Annotated in this window: 21 protein-coding genes; 6 read left to right on the top strand and 15 right to left on the bottom strand. The window is 76.6% G+C overall.

Annotated features, from left to right (window positions below; translation table 11 throughout):
- Positions 1–328 precede the first annotated feature (328 nt).
- The 4 genes from AB0Q99_RS22430 to AB0Q99_RS22415 all read left to right on the top strand — a co-directional run bounded on the left by AB0Q99_RS22430 (position 329) and on the right by AB0Q99_RS22415 (position 2,678).
- Positions 329–724 carry a rhodanese-like domain-containing protein gene (locus tag AB0Q99_RS22430; RefSeq protein ID WP_363574466.1) on the top strand — a complete coding sequence of 132 codons (396 nt, stop codon included), beginning with the start codon at positions 329–331 and terminating at the stop codon, positions 722–724.
- Positions 721–1,470 carry a sulfite exporter TauE/SafE family protein gene (locus AB0Q99_RS22425; protein WP_363574425.1) on the top strand — a complete coding sequence of 250 codons (750 nt, stop codon included), beginning with the start codon at positions 721–723 and terminating at the stop codon, positions 1,468–1,470. The genes AB0Q99_RS22430 and AB0Q99_RS22425 overlap by 4 nt, the downstream gene beginning before the upstream one ends.
- A gap of 142 nt (positions 1,471–1,612) precedes the next feature.
- On the top strand, positions 1,613–2,179 hold the full coding sequence (locus tag AB0Q99_RS22420) for a rhodanese-like domain-containing protein (protein WP_363574423.1): 567 nt from the start codon (positions 1,613–1,615) through the stop codon (positions 2,177–2,179).
- A gap of 151 nt (positions 2,180–2,330) precedes the next feature.
- A complete protein-coding gene (locus AB0Q99_RS22415) occupies positions 2,331–2,678 on the top strand; it encodes a hypothetical protein (RefSeq protein ID WP_363574421.1) in 348 nt (115 codons plus the stop codon).
- A gap of 110 nt (positions 2,679–2,788) precedes the next feature.
- On the opposite strand, the gene AB0Q99_RS22410 is transcribed toward AB0Q99_RS22415, so the two are convergent.
- The 3 genes from AB0Q99_RS22410 to AB0Q99_RS22400 all read right to left on the bottom strand — a co-directional run bounded on the left by AB0Q99_RS22410 (position 2,789) and on the right by AB0Q99_RS22400 (position 6,378).
- Positions 2,789–3,985 carry a saccharopine dehydrogenase NADP-binding domain-containing protein gene (locus AB0Q99_RS22410; protein WP_363574419.1) on the bottom strand — a complete coding sequence of 399 codons (1,197 nt, stop codon included), beginning with the start codon at positions 3,983–3,985 and terminating at the stop codon, positions 2,789–2,791.
- Positions 3,982–5,019, bottom strand: coding sequence for an alpha/beta hydrolase (locus tag AB0Q99_RS22405; RefSeq protein WP_363574417.1), 1,038 nt, complete (start codon positions 5,017–5,019; stop codon positions 3,982–3,984). Before AB0Q99_RS22405 ends, AB0Q99_RS22410 begins: the two co-directional genes overlap by 4 nt.
- 72 nt (positions 5,020–5,091) lie before the next feature.
- On the bottom strand, positions 5,092–6,378 hold the full coding sequence (locus AB0Q99_RS22400; RefSeq protein ID WP_363574415.1) for an MFS transporter: 1,287 nt from the start codon (positions 6,376–6,378) through the stop codon (positions 5,092–5,094).
- A gap of 54 nt (positions 6,379–6,432) precedes the next feature.
- Here AB0Q99_RS22400 and AB0Q99_RS22395 point away from each other — a divergent pair, with 54 nt between their 5' ends.
- Together AB0Q99_RS22395 and AB0Q99_RS22390 are read left to right on the top strand one after the other, a co-directional pair.
- Entirely contained in the window at positions 6,433–7,176 is a 744-nt protein-coding gene (locus tag AB0Q99_RS22395) for a helix-turn-helix transcriptional regulator (RefSeq protein WP_363574414.1), read from the top strand.
- Between the two features lie 49 nt (positions 7,177–7,225).
- On the top strand, positions 7,226–7,969 hold the full coding sequence (locus AB0Q99_RS22390; RefSeq protein ID WP_363574412.1) for an SOS response-associated peptidase: 744 nt from the start codon (positions 7,226–7,228) through the stop codon (positions 7,967–7,969).
- A gap of 106 nt (positions 7,970–8,075) precedes the next feature.
- On the opposite strand, the gene AB0Q99_RS22385 is transcribed toward AB0Q99_RS22390, so the two are convergent.
- From AB0Q99_RS22385 to AB0Q99_RS22330, 12 genes are all read right to left on the bottom strand, one after another.
- Positions 8,076–8,861 (bottom strand): GNAT family N-acetyltransferase, encoded by a 786-nt coding sequence (locus AB0Q99_RS22385; RefSeq protein ID WP_363574410.1) that lies wholly within the window; start codon positions 8,859–8,861, stop codon positions 8,076–8,078.
- Between the two features lie 49 nt (positions 8,862–8,910).
- Positions 8,911–10,770, bottom strand: a complete 1,860-nt coding sequence (locus AB0Q99_RS22380; RefSeq protein ID WP_363574408.1) for a thiopeptide-type bacteriocin biosynthesis protein — start codon at positions 10,768–10,770, stop codon at positions 8,911–8,913.
- 44 nt (positions 10,771–10,814) lie between these two features.
- The gene (locus AB0Q99_RS22375; protein WP_363574406.1) at positions 10,815–12,701 is read right to left on the bottom strand and encodes a TOMM precursor leader peptide-binding protein; all 1,887 of its coding nucleotides are present in this window, start codon (positions 12,699–12,701) and stop codon (positions 10,815–10,817) included.
- The gene (locus AB0Q99_RS22370) at positions 12,698–14,527 is read right to left on the bottom strand and encodes a hypothetical protein (RefSeq protein WP_363574404.1); all 1,830 of its coding nucleotides are present in this window, start codon (positions 14,525–14,527) and stop codon (positions 12,698–12,700) included. The genes AB0Q99_RS22375 and AB0Q99_RS22370 overlap by 4 nt, the downstream gene beginning before the upstream one ends.
- Positions 14,524–15,687: a hypothetical protein gene (locus tag AB0Q99_RS22365; protein WP_363574402.1), complete on the bottom strand. Its 1,164-nt coding sequence runs from the start codon at positions 15,685–15,687 to the stop codon at positions 14,524–14,526. The genes AB0Q99_RS22370 and AB0Q99_RS22365 overlap by 4 nt, the downstream gene beginning before the upstream one ends.
- Complete coding sequence (locus tag AB0Q99_RS22360; protein WP_363574400.1) at positions 15,680–18,472, bottom strand: lantibiotic dehydratase; 2,793 nt, start codon at positions 18,470–18,472, stop codon at positions 15,680–15,682. The genes AB0Q99_RS22365 and AB0Q99_RS22360 overlap by 8 nt, the downstream gene beginning before the upstream one ends.
- A 225-nt stretch (positions 18,473–18,697) precedes the next feature.
- Positions 18,698–18,898 carry a thiazolylpeptide-type bacteriocin gene (locus AB0Q99_RS22355; protein ID WP_363574398.1) on the bottom strand — a complete coding sequence of 67 codons (201 nt, stop codon included), beginning with the start codon at positions 18,896–18,898 and terminating at the stop codon, positions 18,698–18,700.
- A 54-nt stretch (positions 18,899–18,952) separates the two neighbouring features.
- Positions 18,953–19,126 (bottom strand): thiazolylpeptide-type bacteriocin, encoded by a 174-nt coding sequence (locus tag AB0Q99_RS22350; RefSeq protein WP_363574396.1) that lies wholly within the window; start codon positions 19,124–19,126, stop codon positions 18,953–18,955.
- Positions 19,127–19,493: 367 nt separating this feature from the next.
- Positions 19,494–22,199, bottom strand: coding sequence for a class IV lanthionine synthetase LanL (gene lanL / locus AB0Q99_RS22345; protein WP_363574394.1), 2,706 nt, complete (start codon positions 22,197–22,199; stop codon positions 19,494–19,496).
- A 50-nt stretch (positions 22,200–22,249) separates the two neighbouring features.
- Positions 22,250–22,414, bottom strand: a complete 165-nt coding sequence (locus AB0Q99_RS22340) for an SflA family class IV lanthipeptide (protein ID WP_360259026.1) — start codon at positions 22,412–22,414, stop codon at positions 22,250–22,252.
- Positions 22,415–22,663: 249 nt separating this feature from the next.
- Entirely contained in the window at positions 22,664–23,941 is a 1,278-nt protein-coding gene (locus tag AB0Q99_RS22335; RefSeq protein ID WP_363574392.1) for a sugar ABC transporter permease, read from the bottom strand.
- On the bottom strand, positions 23,938–24,726 hold the full coding sequence (locus AB0Q99_RS22330; RefSeq protein WP_363574390.1) for an ATP-binding cassette domain-containing protein: 789 nt from the start codon (positions 24,724–24,726) through the stop codon (positions 23,938–23,940). The genes AB0Q99_RS22335 and AB0Q99_RS22330 overlap by 4 nt, the downstream gene beginning before the upstream one ends.
- Positions 24,727–24,880 lie beyond the last annotated feature (154 nt).

Raw genomic sequence — 24,880 nt, 5'->3', positions numbered from 1 at the left:
GGGCGGCGGCGGGCGCCGCGGCGCGGTCTCGATACCCCCCTTGGTATATGAGTCGCTCTGCGGCCGCAGGGGCCGATACCGGCCGGGGTATCGCCGAACGATTTCGATAATACCCCCGGGGGTACTATGGTGGGCGTCGAGAGGGACCGGCCGCCGCCACCGATCCAAGGTCGCGCGGGGCCGGGGAAGCGCCGACATCACCGCTGCACCCACGCCGCGCCGCCGTTGCACCGGGCCGTCCGGCCCGTACGGGCGGCGGCCGCGGCACCCCCGATCCGCCGGACCACTCGTCGTCCGGCCCGCACCACTGGAGGGTCCCTTGCCCCAGCTGCCGTCCGCTCCCGACCGGAACTCCCCCGACCGGAACCTCCCCGACCGGGGAGGCCCCGGGCAGACCACGCCCGCCCAGGCCCGGGAACTCGCCCGCACCGGCGCCGCCGTCCTGCTCGACGTCCGGGAGGGCGGCGAGTTCGCCGCCGGCCATGCCCCCGGCGCGCTGCACCAGCCGCTCATCGCCCTGGCCGCGGGCGTCCCGCTGCCGCCCGCAGCGGTCGGACGGACCGTGCTCGCGATCTGTCGCTCCGGCCACCGGTCCCAGCGCGCGGCGGAGTTGCTCGCCCAGCGCGGCGTCGAGGTGCTGAACGTGGCCGGCGGCATGGGGGCCTGGGCCCGGGCCGGTCTGCCGGTCACCACACCTCGTGGCGAGTCCGGGCACGTGATATGACCGCGCTGCTCCTGGCGCTCGCCGCCGGTGCGGTGGTCGGGCTGGCGCTGGGCGGGCTCGGCGGTGGCGGCAGCATGCTCGCCGTGCCCGCCCTGGTCTACCTGCTCGGCTTCAGCCCGGCAACGGCCACCACGGCCAGCCTGGTGATCGTCGCCGCCACCTCGATGACCGGGCTGCTCGCCCACGCCCGGGCGGGCCGGGTCCGGTGGCGGACCGGAGCGTTGTTCGCCGCCGCCGGACTCCCCATGGCGGCGGCCGCCGGAGCCCTGTCCGCGCACCTGCCGGGCGCCTTGCTGACCGGTGCCTTCGCGGTGCTGGCGGCGCTCGCGGCCTGGCGGATGCTGATGCCGCCCAAGGCCGCGAAGCAGGAGCGTTCCGCCGCCGGCGCCGGACGTTCCACGGCGGCGGGCGCCGGGCTCGGCGCCGTCACCGGACTGCTCGGCGTCGGCGGCGGCTTCCTCGCCGTCCCCGCCCTGGTCTCGGTGCTCGCCTTCACCATGGCCGAGGCGGTCGGCACCAGCCTGCTGGTCATCACCGCCAACTCGCTCGCCGCCCTGCTGCCCCGGCTCGGCGCGACCGGCGGGATCGACTGGGCCGTGGCCGCCCCCTTCACCGGCGCCGCGATCCTCGGCGCCTGGGACGGCAAACGCCTCGCCGACAAGCTCAGCGGGCAGACCCTGCGGAAGGCCTTCGCCATCGCCCTGCTCGCCGTCGCCGCGCTGATGCTGGTCACCGCGCTGAGCTGACCACCGCACGGAGCCGATCACCGCACCGAACCGGTCGTCACGCCGAGCCGGTCGTCACGCCGAGGCCGGTCAGCCGGCCCCCCTTTCCCCCTCCCCAACGGCCGCCCCGGCCACCTCCCCCCACCATTCCGAGAGGACCCCCATGCCCACGCCGCTGACCGTCGAGCAGCTCCGGCCCCGCCTCGGGCAGCTCACCCTCATCGACGTCCGCTCCCCCGGCGAGTACGCCGCCGGCCACATCCCCGGCGCACTGAACATCCCGCTCGACCAGCTCGACCGCGCCCTGCCCGCGCTGCGCGGCGCCGCCGAGCGGAACCGGCTGGCCGTGGTCTGCGCCGCCGGGCCGCGCGCCGACGACGCCTGTCGCCGGCTGGCCGCGGCCGGGATCCCGACCCTCACCCTGACCGGCGGCACCAACGCCTGGTCGGGCGCCGGGCAGCCGCTGGCCAGGACCGCCGGCGCCCGCGCGGTGTGGGCGATGGACCGGCAGGTCCGGCTGCTGGCCGGCTCGCTCGTCGTGGCCGGGGTGCTGGTCGGTCTCGTCCGGCCGCGCGCCCGCTGGCTCTCCGCCGCCGTCGGCGCCGGGCTGGCCCACTCCGCGCTGACCAACACCTGCACGATGGGCTCGATGCTCGCCAGGCTCCCGTACAACCGCCCGCGCCCCGGCGGCCCCACGCTGGACGACACGCTCGCGGCGCTCGGGCGCTGAGCCCGGCGCCGCGCCCCGACGCTCCGGACGGGCGGCGGCCGGACACCGTACGACCGGTCCGGCCGCCGTGCGAATGGTCCGGACACCGTGCGGCTGGTCCGGATGCCACTGTGCGGGTGCAGTCGGCCCACCCCGGGGAGACGTTGGGGGGATGGACACCGTCATCGTGCTGGAACCCGACACCCCGACCAATCTCCGGCTGCTGGGCCCCGACTTCGCCCCGGCCCGCCCCGATCTCCCGGTGCGCCGCGCGCACACCGCGCCCGCCGAGGCCTCGGGCCTGTGCGGGCCCTTCACCCTCTGCGGACTGGACACCTCCGAGATGACCCTCGCCCCGCTCCGGCCGACCGACCCCGGCCGGGCGGCCGCCCACCCGCACTGGGACACCTGCGGCACCTGCCGGAACGCCGGGGAGCGCGCCGCACCCCGCAACCCCGCACGCTCCGCCCCGATCCGCGCCCCGCACGACACCCCCGAGCCGGAAACCCCGGCCCCCTGACCCGCCCCTCCCCCGACGCCTCCCCTCCCGCCGGGCCCCGGCACCCCGCGTCACCCGACCGGGCCCGGCCGCGGAGCGGCCTCCGGACCAGTACAGCCAGAGCACCCCCCCTACAACTCCTCCACCACCTCGACCCCCGGGCACTCCCGCGCCAGCTCGCGGAAGAACCGCTCCCCGTCGATCACCGCCTCCGGCGCGTGCACCCCCGCCGCTCCGACCGTCCCGTCCAGCAGTTGACCGAGCCCCAGCCCCGCCGGGACCCCGGTCGACTCCGCCATGTCGGCCAGCAGCCGCTCCGCGCCCTTGAGGTGTACCAGGGCAGCCGCCAGCCGTCCGTCACGCGTCCCCACGGCGGCGGCGAAGAACGGCGGGAGGGTCCCCGGGCCGCGCAGGCGGGGAGCCCGGGCGGCGGCCCGCAGGGTGCGGCGCAGGGTGGGGCTGTCGAGGTCGGCGGCGGCGGTCTCGTTGCTGAGCCGGCCGGCGTCGAGGTCGTCGCGCAGCACGTCCAGGTAGGCGGCGGTGCCGGCCCGGATCACCATCAGGTTCGCCGCCCGGCCGCCCGGTCGCAGGCTGCGGTGCAGGGTGACCGGCTCCGGGTGGCCGACGGTGTACGCCGTCCCCCGGTGGCCGCCGGGCAGGTCGAGGGTGACCGGACGCAGCGGGGCGCACCGCACGATCCGGCCGCCCTCGACCGCCGCGACCGTGCCGCTGATCTGTTGCATCCAGTGCACTGCGGCCGCCGACACCGCGCCGTTCGGGTCGCGGAGCGAGGTGTCGGGCGGCGCGCCGTCCGGCTGGGGCGCGACGTCGACCGGCCAGGCGGTGTACACGTCGGTCAGGGTGTCGAGGCGCGCGGCGGCGCGGGCGGCGAGCAGGTTGCTGACCCCGGGGCTGGCGCCCATGCCGATCACGGCGCGGACCCCGGCGGCGCGGGCTTCCTCGTCCAGGTCCAGCATCGCGAGGGTGGGTTCCCAGTCGTCGCAGATGTCCAGGTAGTGGGTCCCGGTGCGGATCGCGGCGCGCAGGACGTCGAGGCCGAAGCGGTAGTAGGGCCCGACGGTGTTCAGCACGGCGTCGGCCTCCCCGAGGGCGGCGCGCAGTTCCGCCGCGTCGGTGACGTCCACCCGCAGGGCCCGTACCGGGACGGCCGTCGCGGCGGCGAGTGCGGCGGCCGTACGGCGGGCGGCGGGCAGGTCGCGGTCGGCGATCACCAGTTCGTGGACGCCGGGCAGCGCGGCCGCGACGCGGGCGGCGACCCGGCCCATCGCGCCGGCTCCGCCGAGGGCGAGCACCTTCATCGTCGTCATCCCTTCCGGTGGTCGAGCGGGAGCGAGGTCAGGAACTGCCGCATGCCGTCGAGGTATCCGGCGGTGAAGAGCGAGCGCGGTGCGGCGACGGCGAGGAAGGTGCTCCTGAGCTCGGAGTCCTCGACGTCCTGGGAGACCATGGTGTGGGTGGCGTCCGGGAAGCGGAGCACCCGGAGCTGCCCGGGGGCGGTGAGGATGCGGCGGTAGCCGGCCTCGGTGTCGTCGCTGTCGACGTTGACGTCCCGGCCGCCGAGGATCAGCTGCACCGGCACCCGGACGGCGGCGAGGTCGTCGGTGGCGTCGGCGAGGTGGTTGCGCTTGTCGAACGACCAGCGCTCCGGGGTGAGACCGTCGACGTCGCCGCCCGCGGCGCGGTACTGCTCGAAGGTGCCCGAGGCCTGCAGGGCGGCGCGGTTGCGGTCGCTGCGGGCGACGGCGGCCGCGGTCTCCTCCGGCGAGGCGTGGCGGGCCCGCAGTTCGGCGAGGAGGTTGTAGCGGCCCTGCCGGAGCCAGTTGATCGCGGGGGCGACGGCGATCACGAACGAGACGTCCGGGGACTGCCGGGCCGCCTTGGGCATCACCCAACCGGCCTGGCTGGCGCCCCAGAGGCCGATCCGGGCGGGGTCGATGCCGGACCGCCCCTTGGCCCAGGCGATCGCGGCGAGGGTCTCGTCGGCGCGGTCCTGGATGCTCTGGTCCAGCCAGTTGCCGGGGGCGCCGTTGACGCCCGGCTTGTCCCAGGAGAGCGTCGCGTAGCCGGCCTTGGCCATGGCCTCCCAGACCGGCCGGTAGAAGGTGTCGTGGGTGGCGTCGACCGGGCCGTCCCCGTGGACGAACACGACCAGCCCGTACGGGCCGTGGCCGCCGGTCGGGCGGGCGAGGACGCCCTGCAGCGGCTGCTTGCCGCCGGTGATGGTGACCCGCTCCTCGTCGAGGTCGTACGCGTTCTGGTACCCGACCCACCCGACCGCCCCCGCCAGCAGCACCGCCACGGTCAGCAGCGACCCCCAGAGCCACCGACGTCTGCCGAACATCCGCATATCGCCCACCCATCGATCGATCGTTCTGAAAACGACCGTATCAGAAACGAACGAAAGCGGTGAGGTCTACGCCCCGGCCTGCGCCGCCTCCCCCTGCTGCGCCGGCTCCCCGCGCCGCGCCGACGCCACGGACTCCGACGCCACCGACTCCGGCGCCACCGGCTCCGGCAGGGCCCGGAACAGCGCCCAGCTCAGCACCGGCATCAGCACCAGCGGCAGCAGCGCCGTGCGCAGCGAGGTCGCGTCCGCGAGGGCGCCGATCAGCGGGCCCGCCAGGCCGCCGATGCTGACCGTCAGCCCGAGGGTGATCCCGCTCGCCGTGCCGATCCGGGACGGCAGGTAGTCCTGCCCCAGCGTGACCTGCAGCGAGAACGGCACGTACAGCCCCGCCGAGGTCAGCGCCACGAACAGGTACAGCGCCGGCCCCGGCACCAGCAGCACCCCGGCCACCGCGACCGCCGCCACCAGGTACGACCAGCCGGCCACCGCGACCCGCCCCCAGCGGTCCGCCAGCGCACCGCCCAGCACCGAGCCCACCGCGCCGCCCGCGTACAGCACCACCAGCGCCGCCGTGCCCGCTGCCGTACCACCCGCCGCACCACCCGCCGGGCCCGCTGCCGCCCCGCCGCCGAGGCGTTGGGCGACGAAGAGCGAGAGGAAGGTGCTCAGCCCCACGAAGGTGATCGAGCGGCACACCACCGCCAGCGACAGCTTCACGAAGGAGCCCCGGTCGTCCGCCGCCGACGGCTGCGGCGGCTCCGCCCCGGCCGCGCGCCGCCGCTCAGGTTCCCGCAGCACCGGCAGGCAGAGCACGGTGCCCGCCAGCGCCGGCAGCACCAGCAGCGGGGTCAGCCGCAGTCCACCGGCCCCGACCACGGCGGCGACCAGCAGCGGGGCCGCCGCGAAGCCCAGGTTGCCGCCCAGCGAGAACCAGGCCATCCCCCGGTGGCCGCCCCGCCCGCCGGGCGCCCGCCGCGCCGCCAGCCTGGCCACCCGGGCCGACTCCGGGTGGTAGGCCGCCACCCCGACCCCGGACAGCGCCACGAAGGCGAGCGTCAGCCCGTACGAACCGCTCACCCCGCTGAGCGCGATGCCCACCCCGCCCAGCAACGTGCTGACCGGCAGCAGCCAGGGCAGCGGACGGCGGTCGGTGAGCGCCCCGAACAGCGGCTGCGCCACCGAGGACAGCAGCGAGGCGGCGAGCACCACCCCGGACACGGCGGCGTAGCCGTAGTGTCGCTCGGCCACGAAGAACGGCACCAGGGCCGCCACCGCGCCCTGGTAGACGTCCACGCAGGCATGACCGACGGAGAGCAGCAGGATCGACCTGCCGTGGTGCGTTCGCTTCGACATGCCGCCATGCTCGGGGCCACGACCCCGGTCGGACTTCCGATAATCTGCCGGGTCATGCCGGAAATCCGCCACGATCCCGTCGCCCCGACCCGCGTCGGCCTCCTGCCGCCCGGCGGCGGGATCGACGCGCACCGGCACGACGACCACCAGATCGCCTACGCCGCCCGTGGCGTCCTGAGCATCACCACCGACGCCGGCTGCTGGGTCGCCCCCGGCAACCGCGCCGTGTGGATCCCGGCCGGCACCGTCCACGCCCACCGGGCCCACGGCGCCCTCGAGCTCCACCTCGTCGGCCTGCCCGCCACCGACAACCCGCTCGCCCTCGACCGGCCGACCGTCCTCGCCGTCGGCCCGCTGCTGCGCGAGCTGATCGTCGCCTACACCCGCACCCCCGCGGACCGCGGCCCCGAACGCGCCCGGCTGCGCGCCGTCCTGCTCGACCAGCTTCGCGCCTCACCCCGGCAGCCGCTCCACCTGCCCACCCCCACCGCGCCGCTGCTGCGCGCGGTGTGCGCCCTGCTGGACGCCGACCCCGCCGACCGCCGCACGCTCGCCGAGCTCGGCCGCGCCGTCGGCGCCGGCGAACGGACCCTCTCCCGGCTCTTCCGGGCCGACCTCGGCATGACCTTCCCTCAGTGGCGCACCCAACTGCGGCTGCACCAGGCCCTGGTGCTGCTCGCCGAGGGCCTGCCGGTCACCACCGTCGCGCACCGCTGCGGCTGGTCCTCCGCCAGCGCCTTCATCGACGTCTTCCGCCGCGCCTTCGGCCACACCCCGGGCGGCCACGCGCCGCGCTGAGAACCGGGCCACACGCCGATTGTCGGTCCCGGGTGGCAGGCTGGGGAGCATGTGCGGCCGTTTCGTCTCCACCACCACGCCCCAGGACCTCGTCTCGCTGCTCGGAGAGCTCCGCTGGGACCCGGCCGAGACCTTCGCGCCCAGTTGGAACGTCGCCCCCACCGATCCCGTCCCGGCCGTCCTGGAACGCGTCGACCGGGACACCGGCGAGGTGCTGCGCCAACTGCGCCCGCTGCGCTGGGGCCTGGTCCCGTCCTGGTCCAAGGACCCGTCCGGCGGCGCCCGCATGATCAACGCCCGCTCGGAGACCGTCGCCACCAAGCCCGCCTTCCGCAAGGCCTTCACCGCCCGCCGCTGCGTCATCCCCGCCGACGGCTACTTCGAGTGGCGCGAGGTGCCCGCCACCGCCGACCGCAAGACGTACAAGCAGCCGTACTTCCTCAGCACCGGCGGCGTGCTGCTGATGGCCGGGCTCTACGAGTTCTGGCGCGACCGCACCCGCCCCGACGACGACCCGCTCGCCTGGCTCGCCACCGCCACCGTCATCACCACCGACGCCACCGACAGCGCCGGGCGCGTCCACGACCGGATGCCGCTCACCATCGCGCCCGACGACGTCCCCGACTGGCTCTCCCCCGCCCGCACCGACCCCGCCGAACTCCACCACCTGCTGCGCCGCCCCGCCGACGGCGACCTGCGGGTGCGCGCCGTCTCCCCCACCGTCAACAGCGTCCGCAACAACGGCCCCGAGCTGCTGGACACCGCCCCCGACCCGCTCGGCCTCGCGGACTGACACCCCGCGCCGGCGGCCGGGTCCGCGACGACGGCGGCCGGTGCCCCGCGCCCGGCCCCCTCGGAACCGGAACCCGTCGGCACCGGTGGCGGGGGGCGCGCCCGGATCAGGTGCGCTCGAAGCCGTGGATGCGCCCGATGACCTCGAAGCCCCGGCGCGCGTACCACTCCCGCGGCCAGTCGTCGGACTCGGCGATCAGGAAGCGGGTGCCGCAGCCGGCCTCCGCCGCACGGCGCAGCGCGGCGGCGAGGACGGCGTCGGCGTGGCCGCGCCGCCGGTGTGGCTCGGCGGTCATCAGGTCCTCGATCTGGGCGATCCCCAGGGCGGGTTCGAGGTAGAGGTCCGTCCAGGCGGCCACCTCGCCGTTCGCCGCCCGCGAGCCGAGGAACCGGACGTGCTCGGCCCCCCGTCGGCACGTCTCCCGCCGGTCGACCAGCAGCCGGACCACCTCCTCGCCCGCGTCCGGCAGCGCCGTGCGCCAGCTCGCCGCGAGCGGCTCGCGGAGCGCCTCCAGGTCGACCTCCTCGACGGTGCGGCCCTCGGCGGTACGGCCCTCGGCGGCGGGAACCGGGCCGGTGTGCAGCATCACCAGGTAGGTGCTGTGCCGGTACCCGGCCCGCCGGAAGGGCTCGGCGCAGGCCTGCCCGAACTCTCCGTCCAGCACGGCCGCCACACGGAACGGCCGCTCGGCCATCACCTCGTCGACCAGGCCTGGCAGGACGGCCGGCTCCACGTCCACGCGGTCCACGAACACCTGGTTGTTCGACCAGGAGCCCGCGAAGCGGTCGTCGAACACGGCGAACCCGCCCGGGAGTTCGACCGTCCGCTCGGCTCTCCGGCGGGCGAACCCGGCCAGGAAGTCGTTGATCCGCTGCAGTTCGTCATCCGACATGCCGGGAACTCTACGGGCTCCCCTTCCGGGGTTCGTAGTTGACGGTCCGTCAGGCCGCCGGGCGACCGGGGCGCGGCTTGACGATTCCCCGGGGGCCGCCGGTCCGGGTACCGCCCGGTTCGGGCACCGCCGATCCCTCTACCGCCGATCGCTGCACCGCCGCCCCCTGCACCGTCGGCCCCTGCACCGTCGGCCTCCCCAGCGGGAGGAGGTACTGGATCGGTTCCTCCAGGTCGTCCAGGCCCAGGAGTTCGTGGGCGAGGTCGTCCTGGACACCGCCGAGCGGGGTGGTGCCGAGGCCGTGGGCGGCGGCGGTGAGGAGGAGGTTCTGGGAGAGGTGGCCGGCTTCCAGGAGGCCGAGGCGCAGCGCCCGGAGCCCGTAGCGGCGGCGGAGCAGGCCGAGGTCGAGGTAGACGGCGAGGACGGCGGGGGTCCGGTCGATGTCGATCGCCACCGGGTCGGCGGCCGGGCGGGACAGGTAGGAGGACAACGCCTTCAGGTCCCCGAGGGCGGGCGGCGGGCCGAACGGGCGCAGGCTGCGGTGCTCCGGCAGGCACTGGTAAGTGCCGGCGGGCAGGCCCTCGACGTCGAGGGCGACCAGGCGCAGCCGGACGGCGTGCATGGCGCCCGCGCTGGGGTACGGGCGGTGGCCGGTGCCGGGGCTCTCGGCGTAGGCCGGCCACAGGATGCCGCCGAGGGTGGCGGCGGTGAGCGGGCCGGTCAGCGGGCCCCGGCTGGAGCGGCGGGTGTGCAGGGCCTCGGCGAGGGTGACGGCCGGCAGGGGGGCGGCGGGCAGCGGGACGTCGCCGGGCGCGGGCTGCGGGGCCGGGGCGGGCGGCAGGTCGCGCAGCGTGGTGTCCTCGGTGCGGCCGATCTGGAACTTGCTGCGCTCCAGGTACTGGTGGTCCGGGGCGTGGTGGTCGGTGGGGAAGAAGGTGAACGGCTGGTCGGTCTCCAGCAGCGTCCGGGCGGCGAGGCGGCACACCGCCCGTTCCTCGTCGGGGCCGACGCCGAGCCGGTTGAACAGCATGTGCAGCTGGGAGGCCCAGACCCAGGAGAGGCGCTCGGCGGAGTCCGGGGCCGCGACGGCCCGCGTCCGGGCGTCGGCGTCGGCGACCCGGGCGGCCCAGTCCGCCAGCCAGGGCGCGGCCGTGCCCGCGTCGAGCGCCGTGCGCAGGGCCCGGGCGCGCCCGGCCAGGGTCTGCCGCTGCCGGGCGAACACCGTGTTGACCCGGGTGTGGACGGCGGCGCCTGGCAGCGCCCGGTACTCGGTGACCCAGCGCCAGGAGGCGGCGTGGCGGCGCAGCCAGCGGGAGGCGGCGAGTTCGTCGAGGCCGAGGGCGTGCGCGGTGGTGTGGGCGAGGTCGAGGGCGAGCGGCAGGCGGGCGTCCGGGGCCGTGTGCAGGGCGCGCAGGGCGTGGACGGCGGTGCGGGTGGAGTGGGTGAACAGGTCCTCGGCGATCGGCAGCAGGGCCGGGCCGCCGTAGCGCTCGGTCTCGGGCTGGTACGGGACCTCGGTGACCTCGCCGTGCCGTGCCGTCCAGGGTCCGTCGAGGGGGGCGCGGCGGGTGGCGAGCCGGGTGAGGTCGGCGGCGAGGGAGGCGGGCGGCGGGCCGGTCCGGCGCAGGCGGATCCGCAGGTGGGGGCCGCCCTCGCCGTAGCGGATGAAGAACCAGTCGGTGTCCGCGAGGCCGTCCAGCAGCGGGGCGAGGTCGGCGGTGAGGAAGGCGTCCGTCTCCTGGGCGGGCAGCGGCAGCGCGAGGTGCAGGCTGTGCCAGCCGGGTGCCGGTCCGGCGGGGGCGGCCGGCAGCGGGGGCGCGGCCGTCGCGGGCTGCCCCGTCGACACGGGCTGCCCGGTCGTCGCGTCGTTCCCCGTCGTCACGTCGTACACGGTCGTCGCGTCCTTCACGGTCGGAGCGTCTCCTTCACGGTCATCGCGCCCTTCCCGGACGGCTAGGGGAACGGGTGCGGGTGGAGCGGCAGTTCGTCGTGCCGCAGCGCTTGCGGGGTGCGGCCGAGCCGGTGCGGGACCTCCAGCAGGCGCGGCAGGCCACGGGTGCGGCGGTTGACGTGGCCGAAGGTCATCGGCAGCGTGCCGGGGACGATCACCTTGGCGCAGTGCAGGCCGAGCCGGTCGCGGGTGCCGGGCTCGTCCTGGGTGACCACGATGACCTCCAGGCCCTCCCCGGCGAGCCGGGCGACGGTCCGCTCCAGCAGGTCGGTCAGGTCGGTGACCGGCGCGGGGGCGCCGGGCAGGCGCTCGGTCCAGGGCACCGGGGGCGGCCCGGCGAACAGGAAGTCCAGCCGGGGCTGGGCCTCGGGCAGGGCGTTGAGGCCGACGTGGTCGTCCAGGCCGACGACCAGGTCGGGGCGCTCCAGCATCGGCCGCAGCCGTTGCGGGTCGCGCGGGCCGCCCGGGGCGGTGGAGCGGTGCGGGCCCTCCTGGACGTTGGTGACCACCTCGGCGACGGCGGAGCGGATCGCGGTCAGCGGGTCGTGGTGGGCGCCGGCCGCGAGGAGGGTGCGCGGGGCGTCCGGGTGGCCGCCCCGGTGGCGGCAGAGGGCGATCACGGCCGGGATGCCGAGGTCGTTGGTGGCGTCGAGCAGGGTGAGCCGGTAGCCGAGCAGCCGGGCGCGGGCGTCGAGGTCGGCGATCTGCGGGTCCTCGGTGGGGACGGCGATGGCGGGCAGCGGGGTGCGCGCGTACCAGGCCATCAGGAAGGCGTCGCGCTCGGCGACCTCGAACAGGCCGTAGAGCGCGGCCTCCTGGGGGTTGTTGCCGAGCCCGCAGCCGTTCGAGGACTCGTAGACCACCCGGGGGCGGTCGCGGCCGGGCACGTCCCAGTAGGCGACGTGCTCGGGCACGGCGACCGGGCGGCGGTGGGTGAGCGACCAGCCGTGGACCCAGTCGAGGACCAGGTCCGGGGTGTACGGGACGGTGGTGGCGGCGGGGTGCCCGGGGTGGGCCTCGTCGGGCAGGCCGAGCCGGGTGGGGTCGAGGACGGCGCCGGAGCCGGGGGCGTCCTCGCCGGTGCGGGCGAGGTCGGCGTAGGAGGCCCGCAGGACGGTCCGGCGGCCGAGTGGGCGCATGCCCGCGTACCGTTCCACCGCCTCGAACAGCGCGACCCGCTCGCTGGACCGGAAGTCCGCCGCCCGCCCGTACCCGCCGTCGTCCAGCGCGCGGCCGTCGGTCACCCAGGCGGTGGTGAGGGCGAACGCCGAGTCCTCGGTGCGGAACAGCCGGCGGACCGGGCCGAAGCGCTCGTCGTGCAGTTCGGCCCGCAACTGCTCCGCCCCCGTACGGTCGTTGGGGCCGCGCAGCACCGCCGGGTCGGGCAGCGGGCGGGGCGTCGCGGGCAGCCGGGCGGCCTCCGAGGTGTCGGCGGGCAGCGGACGGCAGACCGCGCAGCCGCCGACCGGGCGGACCCGGTGGGTGGACCAGCCGGCCCGGGCACCGTTCACGAGGTGGACGGTGGCCTCGGTCTCGTCGGAGGCGGCGGCCAGGTCGGCGGCGAGCGCGGCCACCGCCTCCTCGAAGGCGGGGGTGCCGGTGCCCGCGAGCGCCAGGTCCGGGCTCTGCCAGGGCACCCGGCCGCCGGCGGTCGCCAGCCGCTGGTACTCGGTGCAGCCGAGGCAGGCCGGGGCGCCGGGGCGCAGCACCGGGCCGACCAGGGTCAGTGCGCCGTCCTCGCGCACCGGGACCAGGCGGACGGGGTGGGCCAGGGCGTGGCGGCTGAGCTCGGCGGCGAGGCCGAGGGTCCACTCGGCGAGGTGGACGACGGCGGTGCCGGCGGTGGTGGCCAGGGCCTGCGCCGGGGTGAGGACGGGGAGTTCGGTCATCGGCCGGCTCCGGTCCGGACCAGCGCCGTGAACCCGCAGCCGTCCAGGGCGTTGGCGAGCGGGCGGGCGGCGGGGGTGGCGGGCTGCCAGGGGGCGGTGCGCAGGCCGGTCAGGCGGTGCAGTGCGACGCGCAAGTCCGTTTCGCGATCGGCGAGTTCGGCGAGCCAGCGGTCGGTCCAGCCCTCGTCGGTCCAGGCGGCCGGGTGGCGGCCGGCGGCGGCGATCGGGGCGGCCGCGCCGCTGAAGGCGGTGTGGTGGCCGGCTGCCGGGCCGCCGTCCCGGGCGTGGAGGCGGGTGAGGGCGGCCAGGACGGCGTGCGCGACCGCGTCGGCGGGGGTGGCCTCGACTGCCCGGCCGCCGCCCTCGACCTCGGCCACATAAGCTCGGCAGCTAGGGAGTTGACGAATAGTCAGTAGGGGTGGGCGCCCGAGGCGGCGGGCCAGCACCTCCCACCAGTGCGCGGCCTGCGGGTGCTCCCGCCAGGCCGACTCCGGCAGGTCGGGCCCGTCCGGGCCGAGTCCTCCGGGAGCCGATCCGGCCGGAGCGGATCCGGCCGGCCCCGGTCCGTTCGACGCGGCGAGGTCGAGGGCCGCCCGGCGCAGGGCCCGGCCGAGGGCGTGGTCCGGGTCGACGCCGACCACCGGCACCGCTCCCCCGCCGACGGCGGCCAGGTGCAGTTCGGCGGACCGGCAGGCGGCCGCCAGCCGGGCGAGGTCCGTCCGGGCCGCGCCGGCCACCAGGGTGCCGGACGGGGTGCCGCAGGAGACCAGGGCGAGGGGCAGCTGCGGAAGGCCGCCGGGGGACGGCGCGTCGAACACGCCCAGCCGGGCATCGCCGAGAGCGGTGATCCGGCGCAGGGCCTCGGCGAGGTCCTCGGGCGGTGCGGCGGCGGCGCCCGCGCCCGCCGCCCACGGGCGGTGCTCGGCGCGCGGCGGGCGGGCCTCGGCGAGCAGCACGGCGGGACGGCCGGCGAGCAGGCGCGGGTCGTCGTCCGGCGCGCCCGGGTCCGGCAGGCCCGCGACCGCGCAGAGCAGCCGCTGGGCACCGGCGGCGGCGAGCAGCGCGGAGAAGGCGTTCAGGGCGGGCCCGGCGCTCGCCTCCGCGCCCCCGTCGGCTTCCGTGTCGGCGCCCAGTCGGGCCGCGAGGGCGGTGGCGTCCGCCCGGGTGCGGGCCGGGTCGGCGGGTGCGGTGACGAATCCGCCCTCGGCACCGCACTGGACCGCGACCGCCACCGGCGGTGCGCCCGCCGAGACCACCACCCGCCCGACGGGCAGCCCGGGTTCGGCGACCACCACGGGCACGGCCGTCCCGCCCCGGACGAGGGCGCGGGCCACCGCCCGGGCGACGGGGCCGTCCGGGTCGGCGGCGGCCACCACCGGGTGGGCCGCCGCGAGCGCCGCCGCCGCGCGGCCCGGTTCCTCCGCCACCGCGCCGGTCCAGCCGGGCAGCCGGGCACCGTCCGGGTGGTCCACGATCAGGTCGTGCTCGCGCAGCCGCGCGGTGACGGTGGCCAGCGCGGCGGCCACCTGCGGTGCTGGGACGGGCTCCGCCGCCGGGTCCGCGCCGGGGGCGAGCCGGGCGGCGAGCAGCTTCCACAGCGCCGGGAGCGCCCGGCTGCCCTCCAGGGTGAGGCTGGTGCCGCGCCCGCGCAGGTGCAGGCCGTCCCGGAGCGGGGTCACCGCCACGCCCGGGCGCAGGTGGGGCCGCAGGGCACCGGGCTCTGTGCCCGGTCCTCCGCCCGGCTCGGCCTCCGACGGCCCCTCGGCCGCCCCGACGGCCTGCCCTCCGGGAGCCGGCTCTCCGGCGGCCCGCTCGGCGACCGTCACGCGGCGCCCTCCACGGCGGCGATGACCTCGTCCACCCGGTCCTGCCACCGGTGCCCGGTCAGCTCGGGCACGCTGCGGACCACCAGGTGGGCGGCGAGGTAGCGCTCCACCGGCCGCACGTCGCAGATCGCGAGCAGCCGGTAGAGGCCGTTGGTGCAGGCCCGGTAGATCAGGTAGTCCGGGCGGGTCCACATCGTGCCGGTGGGGTCCGAGCGGTGCAGCAGCAGGTGGAACTGGCTGTAGCGGGTGCGCAGTTCGCCGTCCCAGCGGGCGGCGGTGGCGGGATCGCCGAGGGCGGCGGCGCGGTCGCGGTACTCCGCGCGGCTGCCGCCGAGGTCGGCCCCGGCCGCCAGCCGCCGCTCCGCCAGCGTCCAGGCGGTCTTCGACCACTGCGCCCAGTCCTGCTCCCAGCCGCGCGCCCCGCCGCCGGTGATCCGGCCCACCAGTGCGGTGACCGCGCCGCCGGCGCGCTCCCAGCGCCGTTCGAAGCCGGCCCGCAGGCTGCCGTCCGGGTCCTCGTGGACGAGGAAGTCCTCCAGGTGCGACAGCATCGAGTAGTGTCCGCCGATCAGCCCGTCCGGGTGCGCGGCGGCATGCGCCGCGAGCGCCGACACCACCAGCTGGACCCGGGCCTCGGACACGTCGCCGTGCGCACCGAGGAAGTCGCACGCCGAGCCGAGGGCGGGCAGGCCGAGCCGCAGCAACTCGTCGCGCAGATCGGCGGATTCGGCGCCCAGCAGGGCCTGCAGTGCCGCCTCGGCGGCCGGGTCGACGGGCAGCACCCGGACGGTGTTGTCCGGCACCAGCGGCCCGTACGGCGGTGCGATCAGCTCGACCCGGCCGGCGACGGCGGCCTCGGCCAGCAGTTGCTCGTCGGTGCGGTCGGCGACGGACGGGTGCGCCGCGGTCCACCCCCGCAGCTCCTCGGCCGCCCGCTCGGCCGCGACGGCCACCCGGGCGCCCGGACCGCGCAGCCGCAGCCGCAGGTGCGGCCCGAACCGCCAGTGCCGCTCGACGTGCGCCTCCAGCCCGTCCGCCTCCGCCCGTCGGGCCTGCGGCAGCACGGCTTCGCGCAGCGCACCGGCCTTGACGGGCTGGTAGTAGGTCAGGACCACATCGCGGGCGGTCACGGCCTCCGGGCCGTCGGCCGGGTCACTCATCGGGCGTCTCCTCGGCGTGGCGGAGCGGGACGGAAGGAAGGGCGGGCGAAGGGGCGGACGACGGGGCGGACGCGCTGACGGAGGGACCGGCGGACCCGCTGTCGGACGGGCCGGGCCCGGTGGCGCCCGCCCGGCCGGGGCGGTAGGTCTCCACCACCAGCTCGACCGCCCGGACCGGCTCCGCCGTGCCGGCGACGGCGGGCAGCGCCTCCTCCAGCACCGCGCCGTGCGGGTGGCGGGTGAGCCACTTGGCGAGGTGGCACAGGTGCAGCGGGTTGCCGAGGTCCACGGGTTGGGGTTTGGGGGCGCGCAGGTGGGCGACGAAGGCGTCGGCGGGAGTGCCGGTGGTCGTGGCGGTGGCCTGCGCGGGGTGCAGGAACAGCTGCTCGGGGAGGTCGAGCAGGGCGCGCCAGCGGGCCACCGCCGCGGCCGGGACGCCCTCGGGGCCGGATGCGGTGGAGAGGTCGGCGGCGAGGTCGGCCCGCAGGGCGTCCAGGACGGCGGGCGGCAGGTGCCAGCGGCGGCGGGCGAGGACGACGTGACGGTGGCGCAGGCGCGGCGTGCGGGTGACGGTGCCGCCGGGTGCGTCCACGGCGGTACGGGGCAGCAGCGGGCGGAAGTCGACGACGCCGTTGGGGTGGTCGGCGAGCAGGGGGGCGATCCGCTGGGGCAGCATGACCGGTGCGAGGAAGCCGAGGTAGAGCACGTCCAGCAGCTCGCCGGTACTCCGGAGGCGGAAGCGGAGCTGGTCGGTGGCGGGGTCGTGGACGAGGTCGAGGTCGGCTTCGGCGAGGTTGGTCCACCGCCGGTCGGGGCCGATCTCGTCGGCGAGCAGCAGGGGGTGGAGGTTGGCGTTGAAGCCGCCGACCGGCCGGATCTGGGCGGCCCGGGCGCCCGGGCCGAGGCCGCGGCGGATCTGCCGGGCGACGTCGGCGGCGGCCCGCGGCGTGGTGGCGTCGAGGAAGCGGCTGGTGAAGCGCCCCCAGCCGCCGTAGACGTGGTTGACGCACAACAGGCCGTCGGTGGCGTCGGCTTGGACGAACCAGGAGTAGCTGAGCGGCCGGGCGGCGGTCCAGTCGGGCAGCCGGGCGGCCAGCGCGCGGACCCGTCCGGCGGGCAGCACCAGTTCGCCGTCCCGCTCCGGCAGAGCGGCGAACTCGGTGTGCAGCGCGGCCAGTTCGGCCGGTACCGCCATGTCGGCCCAGGCCTGCGCGGCCTCGGCGCCGAACTCCCACGGGGTGGCGCACACCCCGCCGGTCCCGTAGCGGGCGACGAAGCGGTCGCGGGCCGCCCGCCGCATCAGGTGGCCGTGGTCGAACAGCTCGGCCAGCGCGGTGAGTTCGGCGAGCGCGGTGCGGTCGGCCGGGCTCGGCCGGGCCTGCGGCGGCGCGGGCGCGTGGACGTCCTCGCTGAGGACGGTGAGCGGTGCGGCGTCGGCGGGGACGGGCCGGCCGGCGGCGGCCAGCACCCGGCGCCAGGTGTCGGTGAGCGCGGCCAGCAGCGCCGGGCGGCGCTCGGCCGGGGCGTGCGCCACCTCGGCGGTGGACCGCGCCAGTCGGTCGATCAACGCGACGATCGCGGCGTCCTCGGGCCACGGCCGTAGCCAGTCGGCGAGGCTCCGCAGCGGCTGCGGGTCCTGCGGGTCGACCGGGTCGGTGGGCACCAGCAGCCGGGCGGCGAGCAGTTGGCCGACGAAGCGGTGCACGGCCGGGTCCTCGCCCGGGCGTCCGAGGACGGTGGCGAGGCGGCCGGCGAGCCGGTCGGGGGTGTCCGGAGAATCCGGGACGTCGGCGGTGTCGGCGGTGTCGGCGGTGTCGATGAGCGTGGCGAGGAGCGCGAGTTCGGGCCGGGCGGCCAGTTCGACCTCCTCCTCGCGGGTGACCAGGTAGCGCCCGCCGGCGAACACCACCTCGCTGCGGGCGTAGTGGGCGCGGCCGTCGGCGACCCGGGCGGCGGCGGCCATCCGGTGCGGCAGGGTGCGGCTGCGCCGGGGGTCGTCCAGGAGGGCCTGGACCAGCGCGGCGACCAGCGTCCGGTTCTCCCGGACCACCGCGTACGGCGGTTCCGCCGGTCCCGTGGACCGGTCCGACGCCTCCTCCCCCGAGGACCAGCCGACCGCCGTGAACCAGGACAGCGGGCTGGTCTTGGTGGTGGCCCGCAGCGCGTGGCGCAGCACGGCGGCCTCCTCCTTGCGGGCCCGGGCCGAGCGCTCCCCCGCCGCCCCGGCCTCGCGCGCGGTGTTGGCGACCGCGCGCAGCAGGTCGGCGCTGGTGAGGGCGACGGCGCGGGTGAGGGCGGGCGTGCGGCAGAGGTCGGCGAGCGCGGCGCGTTCGGCGGCGAGCGCGGACGGCACGGCCTCGGCGAGCGCGGCCAGCAGCCGGGCGCGCCGCCGGCGCAGGTCCAGCCAGGCGGCGAGCCGGGGGACGCGCTGCGGCAGGTCGGCGAGCCGGTCGAGCAGCGCGGCGCGGGGCGGGCGTCCGTTGTGCAGGTCGCGGCGGAGCGGGAGGACGACCCGGCGGTGGAACTCCGCGTCGTGCCCGGCGCGGCTGTCGTACAGGTCGTCGCAGAGCCCGCCGCGCTGGGCCGCGGTCTCGGCCTCGACGGCGGCGAGGTCGGCCAGCAGGCTCCGGACGGCCGCCGAGGGGGCGGACTGCGCGGGCCGGGCGAGCACGGTGGCGCGCACCAGGGCGTGGCGCGCGGTGGACGCGGTGGGAGCCGGCCCGGGCGCGGGCGCGGCGACCGGGGCCCCTCGGAGCGGGGGGCCGGGCAGGACTCGGTTCGGCATGACGGCTCCCTCCGACGGGACTCGGGCGCTCCACGGCCTGAACCCGGCGCGTCCGCGCGAACGCGCCGGGTTCAGGCTTGCTGCGCTGGTGGTGCGGGGTGCTGCGGGGTCATGCGGTGGTGCGGTGGTTCACCGTCATGCGGTGCCACACCGCCACGTGATGGCACACCGTCACGCGATGGCACACCGCCATCCGGTGCACCGGGTCATGCGGTGGTGCCGACGTCAGTACGAAACGACGATCGGCGGGTGCGGAACGGCGCAGGACGACGATCCGCAGGAGCTGGAGCTGGCACCGCCGGAGGCACCGGTCTCGGGCAGCGCGACGGTGTCACGCAGCGAGGTGACGGTCAGCTCCCCGAGGTCGAGGCCGTCGAGGGCGAGGGCGTCAGCGAGCGCGAGCCCGCCCTGAGCGTGGTCGGACAATGCGGTCTCCCGGATTCTCGAATGAGTCTTCCCTGCCGATGAACTGACGGAACGTCAGCCGACGATCGTGGTGTCCATGGGCTGCGGCTGGGCACAGGAGGACGACGCCTGGCAGGAGCAGGAACCCCAGGAGGCACCGTTCTCGGGCAGCGCGACGGTGTCACGCAGCGAGGTGACGGTCAGCTCGCTGAGGTCGAGGTCCTGGAGGTCGAGAGTGGTGTCGGACATGGCAGACTCCCTTGAGATGGCAGGCGTTCCGGACGGTCCGGGACGCGTCTGCGAAGCGGGTGTTGTGCGAATGCCGGGCCCCCCGTGGGTGCGTCTGACGCGGATCCGACACGGATCCCTGCGGCGCGCCGCCCACGGGCGAGTCTAGATCGCGGGCGACTGCCGGGGACATGGCGGAACCGGAGATTGGCCGATTGTCCGTGTACGACGGCGCATCACCGCCCTTTCCTCAGAGGCACTTGAGCGATCCGCCACCGGCCCACCACCTTCCGTCGCCCACGACGGCCGGACCGGCACGGTGACCTGGGCGTTCGGGGCATGCCGAAGAGCGGGTGCGGACGTCCGCACCCGCTCGACGGGGGGCTTCTCAGCGCAGTGGCAGGAGCCCGGGCACCGGGCCGCCGTGCCGGGACAGCCGGCGCAGGAAGGTGGCGACACCGGGGGTGCCGACGGCCCAGGCGCGCGCCTCGGCGTCGGGTTGCCGCCCGGGGAGGACCGGCCGGGTCGGCGGGCCGCCGGCGCGGGTGAGGAGGAGACCGGCCAGGTCTTCGGCGGCCGCCCAGTGGCGGGCGTCCCCGGTGGCTTCCGCGAGGTCGACCAGGAGGTCCCCGACGCCGGCCAGGCCGCAGCAGCGGAACACCTGGGCGGTCCGCGGAGCGAGCGTCCGGCAGGTGTCGGCCGCGTCGGCGGCCAGGGCGAGCAGGTCCTCGTCGCCGTACCGCAGGCCGGCCCGGACCAGCAGCGTGCCGAGACCGGCCAGTCCCCGGCACCACGAGAGGTAGCGACGGGTCGCACCCGGCCGGCGGGCGGTGTCCGCGATCCGGGGTAGGTCGGCCGCGAGGCCGTCGACGATCCGGCGGGCGGTGCGCTGGGCCGGCCCGTCGGGCAGGGCGAGCAGGAAGTGGGCGACACCGGCGCGGCCGTGGGCGAAGCCCTCCGCGAGGGCGGCGGTGCCGGGGTTGGGTGCGTCCTCGGGTTCGTCCAGCGGCCCGGTGGTCAGCCGGGCGGCGCAGCGGGCGACCATCGCCCGGTGCCGGTCCGCGCGCTCCCGGTCGGCGCGGCGTCCGTCGCCCGTGAGCCCGCTGCCCGTGAACCCGTCGCCCGTCCGGCCGAGGGCCGCGAGCAGCAGGTGCCCGGTGCCGATCCCGGCGGCTCCGGCGATCTGGTCGGTGCCGGTGCCCAGGCCGGGCGGCGCGTCGTGGAAGGCGACCGGGAGCGGCCCCGTCCCGAGGACGGCCGCCGCCTCGGCGAGGAACAGCTCGACGCCCGTGCGCCCCTGGTACAGGGAGTCGTCGAGGGCGTGCAGGGCCGGGTGGGCGGCGGTCCACCGGGCCAGGTCGGCGGCGGCGGCGCGGGCGTCCGGGCGGCGGTCCGCGTGCTGCAGCAGTTCGAGGCCGAGCCCGGCTCCGCCGTCGTAGAGGGAGAGCAGGGCGCGGGGCCGTTCGGTGCCCGGTCCGGCGGCGACCAGCTCGCGGGCCATCCGCACGCAGCTGGTGACGGTGTGGTCGAGGGCCTCGTCCAGCGCGGCCCGGCCGGGCCGGGCCGGCCGGCTCCGTCGGGCGGCCGGGAGCACCGGCTCGGCATCCCTGAGCCCGGCATCCTTGAGCCCGGAGTCCCTGAGCCCGGCATCCCTGAGCCCGGAGTCCCTGAGCCCGGAGTCCCTGAGCCAGCAGGCGGCTTCGGCGCGCTGCGCCGGGTCGAAGGAGAGCAGCCCCTCGACCAGGTCCGCGACCGGGTGCCCGGGGCCGGGGAGGGCCGCGCGCAGGCAGGCGAGGGTGCGGTCGCGGTTGGTCGCCGGGTCGGGGTCGATCACGACGGGGTCGAGGCCGGTCAGCGCGTAGTGCAGGGTGGTGCCCAGCGCGTAGTGGTCCTCGGTGGGGTCGTCGCCGGTGCCGCCCGGCAGGCCGTAGCCGGCGGTGGCTCCCGGTGGGCGTTCGCCGGCGAGGGCGCTCACCCCGAAGTCGACGATCGAGGCGCGGCCGTCGTGGTCGAGCACCACGTTCGCGGGTTTGAGGTCGCACACCACGACGCCGCGCGCGTGCACCGCGTCCAGGATGCGCAGCAGTTCGCGGGCCAGCGCCCACCCGTCGCGGGCGTCGTCCCCCGCGACCGCGCCGCACCGGCCGGTACCGCACGGACCGGCGCCGTACGGACCGGCGGTGAGGACGTCCCGTCGCAGGTCGCGCCCGCCGCGCGCGCCGCTGACCAGGTACTCGTCGGTGCCGTGCCGGAAGTAGTCGACCAGGGGCGGCACTCCGGGCACCCCGGCGAGTGCGGCGAGCACCCGGCGTTCGTGCCGCAGCCGGCCGCGCGCGTCGGTGCCCGCGCCGTCCTCGGCGACGAAGGCCCGGGCCTGTTTGACCACCACCTCGCGCCCGGTGGCGAGTTCGACCGCGCGGTAGACGTGGCCGCTGGGCGCGCGGGAGATGCCCGCGGTGAGGCGGTAGCGGCCGTCGCCGACCCGGGTGGTCGCGGCCCGGGCGGGCGCGCGCCGGGCGCCGAACGGGTCGTCGGCCCAGGGTGGTTGACGGTAACGGGCCTCGGCCAGGCCCGGGAACCGCGAGCCGTCGGGGCCGACCATGCCGCGTTCCGCTTCCTCCTCCGTGACCCGGAAGGGACCGTAGCGGTAGTACACCGGGGAGTCCGGCCGGATCCGGCGGTCGCTGACCACGTCGGGGCCGGCCCGGCCGGCCAGTGCCTGCGCCAGCTCCTGCCCGAGGGCGTGGAGCTCGTCGGGCCGCGGGTAGACCGTCACGGCCTTCCCGACGGCGGCGCCGCCGTGCCGGCCGCTGTTGAGCTCCTGCAGCACGGCCGCGCTGTGCGCGAACTTCACGTCGCAGGTGTGGCGCAGGAGGATCGGGACCACCACGTCCAGCAGGTCCGCGAGTCCGCCGGGGCGGGCGGACAGGTGCAGTTTCCATCCGTGGGCGAGTTCCGGCAGCCTGCGGTCCCGGAGGTACCACCACTGTCCGTCGGTGCGCAGCGGTCCGCGTGGGTCGGCGGCGGCTGCGGCGAGCGCCTCGACGCTGCGCCGCAGCGCGTCGGCGGAGCCGGGGTCGGGTGGTGCGCTCAAGGGTCCGTTCCCTCTCCCGGTTCCGCTGTGTTCCGGTCGGCCCGCTGGGATCAGAAGTCTTCGCAGGGGAAGCGGGTCGGGACGTAGGTCACCCACGGGTCGGCGAGACACGCGACCGGCGTGAGGTCCGCGTCGAACGCGTCCTCGAAGGAGATGGCGTCCTCGTCGATGTCCAGCAGGCCGGCGTCGCGGACGTCCGTCATCAGTGCAGTCATGGGGGTCCTCCCTGTGGTTCTTGTCGTTGGAACCTGTGGTGGAGCTGCCTCATGCTAGCCACGCCCGACGGAGCACGACAGGTCCGCGACAGAGGCGGCAACCGGCCTACGTCAAAGGACGGTTCCGTTTGTGGACACCTCCTGCGCTCACCTTCACACCCCGCGCCCCACCCCCACGACGCAACGGGCCGGCCCGGTACCCGAGGGGGTGGGTACCGGACCGGCCCGAGCCGTGCGCGTGACGCCGGGTCAGCGCGCGGCGGTCTTGCGGGTGCGGCGGGACACGGAGTCCAGGACGACGGCGGCCAGCAGCACTGCGCCGGTGATCATGTACTGGATGGCCTGGTTGACGTGGACCAGGTCCAGCCCGGTGATGATCGACTGGATGACCAGGATGCCGAGGAGGGCGGACCAGGTCTTGCCGCGCCCACCGAACAGGCTCGTGCCGCCGATGACGGCCGCGGCGATGGAGTTCATCAGGACGTTGCCGCCACCGAGGATCTTGTCGGCGGAGCCCTGCTGGGAGGCGATGAACAGGCCGCCCAGGGCCGCCATCCCGGCGGAGATCATGAAGACCGAGATCCGGATCCAGGCGACGTTGATGCCCGCGCGGCGGGCGGCCTCCACGCCACCGCCGACGGCGAAGATCTGCCGGCCGTAGCTCGTGCGGCGCAGGACGAAGTCGGTGATGACGACGACGGCCAGGAACACCAGCAGCGGCAGCGGCAGGCCGCGGTCCTGGTTGAGCATGGAGGCGGCGGTCAGCGCGATGACGGCGAGGACCCCGGTGCGCAGCGCGATCTCGCTCATCGGGCGCGCGGCGAGGCCGGCGGCGGCGCGGCGGCGGGCGTCGAGGATCTGCCCGGCGGCGAAGAGTGCGACGCCGAGGACGGCCAGGCCCCAGGTGTAGGCGACGTCGCCGTCGCCGAGGAAGTAGGTGTCCAGGTTGGCCAGGACGCCGTCGTTGACGACGTTGACGGTGCCCTTGTCGCCCAGCACGTACTGCTGCAGGCCGCTCCAGGCGAGCAGGCCGGCGAGGGTGACGACGAAGGCCGGGACGCCGATCTTGGCGAAGAAGAAGCCGTGCAGGGCGCCGATCGCGACGGCGGCGCCGATCGCGATCAGGCAGGCGGCCCACTCGTTGTAGCCGGAGCGCACGGACAGCACGGAGGCGATCGCGGCGGAGACGCCGGCGACGGACCCCAGCGAGAGGTCGATCTCGCCGAGGAGGAGCACGAAGACGATGCCGACGGCGATCAGGCCGGGGCCGGCGACCCACTTGGTGATGTTGGTGAGGTTGTCGGCGTTGAGGAAGTCGCCGGTGATGCCCTGGAAGATGGCGCCGATCAGGATCAGGCCGAGGACGACCGGCACCGAGCCGAGGTCGCCGTTCTTCATCTTCCGCTTGAACTCGGTGACGTAGCCGGTGAGTCCGGCCTCGCGGACGAGCAGCCGGGGGTCCACCGCGGGGGTGGCGGCCGGGGCCGGGGCGTCGGCCGGGGCGGGGGTGGTCTGTTCGGTGCTCACTTCGCTTCCTCCGCGAGTCGGGCCTGACGACGGGTGACGGCGTTCTCGGTGGCGCCGGTGATGGCGGAGATGATCTCCTCGTGCGAGGTGGTCGCCACCTCGAAGACGCCGTTGTTCCGGCCCAGGCGCAGGACGGCGACGGTGTCGGCGACGGCCTTGACGTCGGCCATGTTGTGGCTGATCAGGATGACGCCGAGGCCGCGGTCGCGCAGGCGCTCGACGAGGTCGAGGACCTGGGCGGTCTGCTCGACGCCGAGGGCGGCGGTGGGCTCGTCCAGGATGACGATCTTGGGGTCGCCGACCAGGGCGCGGGCGATCGCGACCACCTGGCGCTGGCCGCCGGAGAGGGCGGCGATCGGGATGCGCACGCTCGGGATGCGGATGGAGAGGGTGTCGAGGAGTTCGCGGGCGCGCTTCTCCATGGCGACCTCGTCCAGCGTGCCGAAGCGCTTCAGCTCGCGGCCGAGGAAGAGGTTCCCGACCACGTCGAGGTTGTCGCAGAGCGCGAGGTCCTGGTAGACGGTCGCGACGCCGAGGGCCTGGGCGTCGTGCGGGCGGCCGATGGACACCGCCCGTCCCTCCCACTCGATCGTTCCCTCGTCGATCGGGTGGACGCCGGCGATGGTCTTCACCAGCGTGGACTTTCCGGCGCCGTTGTCGCCCACCAGGGCCACCACCTCGCCTGCGTGTACCTCCAGGTGCACGTCCGTCAGTGCCTGGACGGCGCCGAAGCGCTTGGAGACCCCGCGCAACGCCAGTACGGGTGCGCCTGTCACGTGAACCATCTCCTTCTTCCCGCGCGCGCCGTGCTGGGTGGGTCGGCGGCCGGGGTGGCCCGCGCGCCGGGCGGGGCGGGCGGGTGAGCGTCGAAAAGGGGGTGTCGGGGCGGGCCTGGGGCCGCCGCGGCTGCGGGCGGCGCTCCCCGGGGAGACGGGGAGC

Origin of the sequence: Kitasatospora sp. NPDC086791 (assembly GCF_040685975.1) — a bacterium.
Classification (GTDB): domain Bacteria; phylum Actinomycetota; class Actinomycetes; order Streptomycetales; family Streptomycetaceae; genus Kitasatospora.
This window is presented reverse-complemented; position numbering and strand designations above follow the sequence as displayed.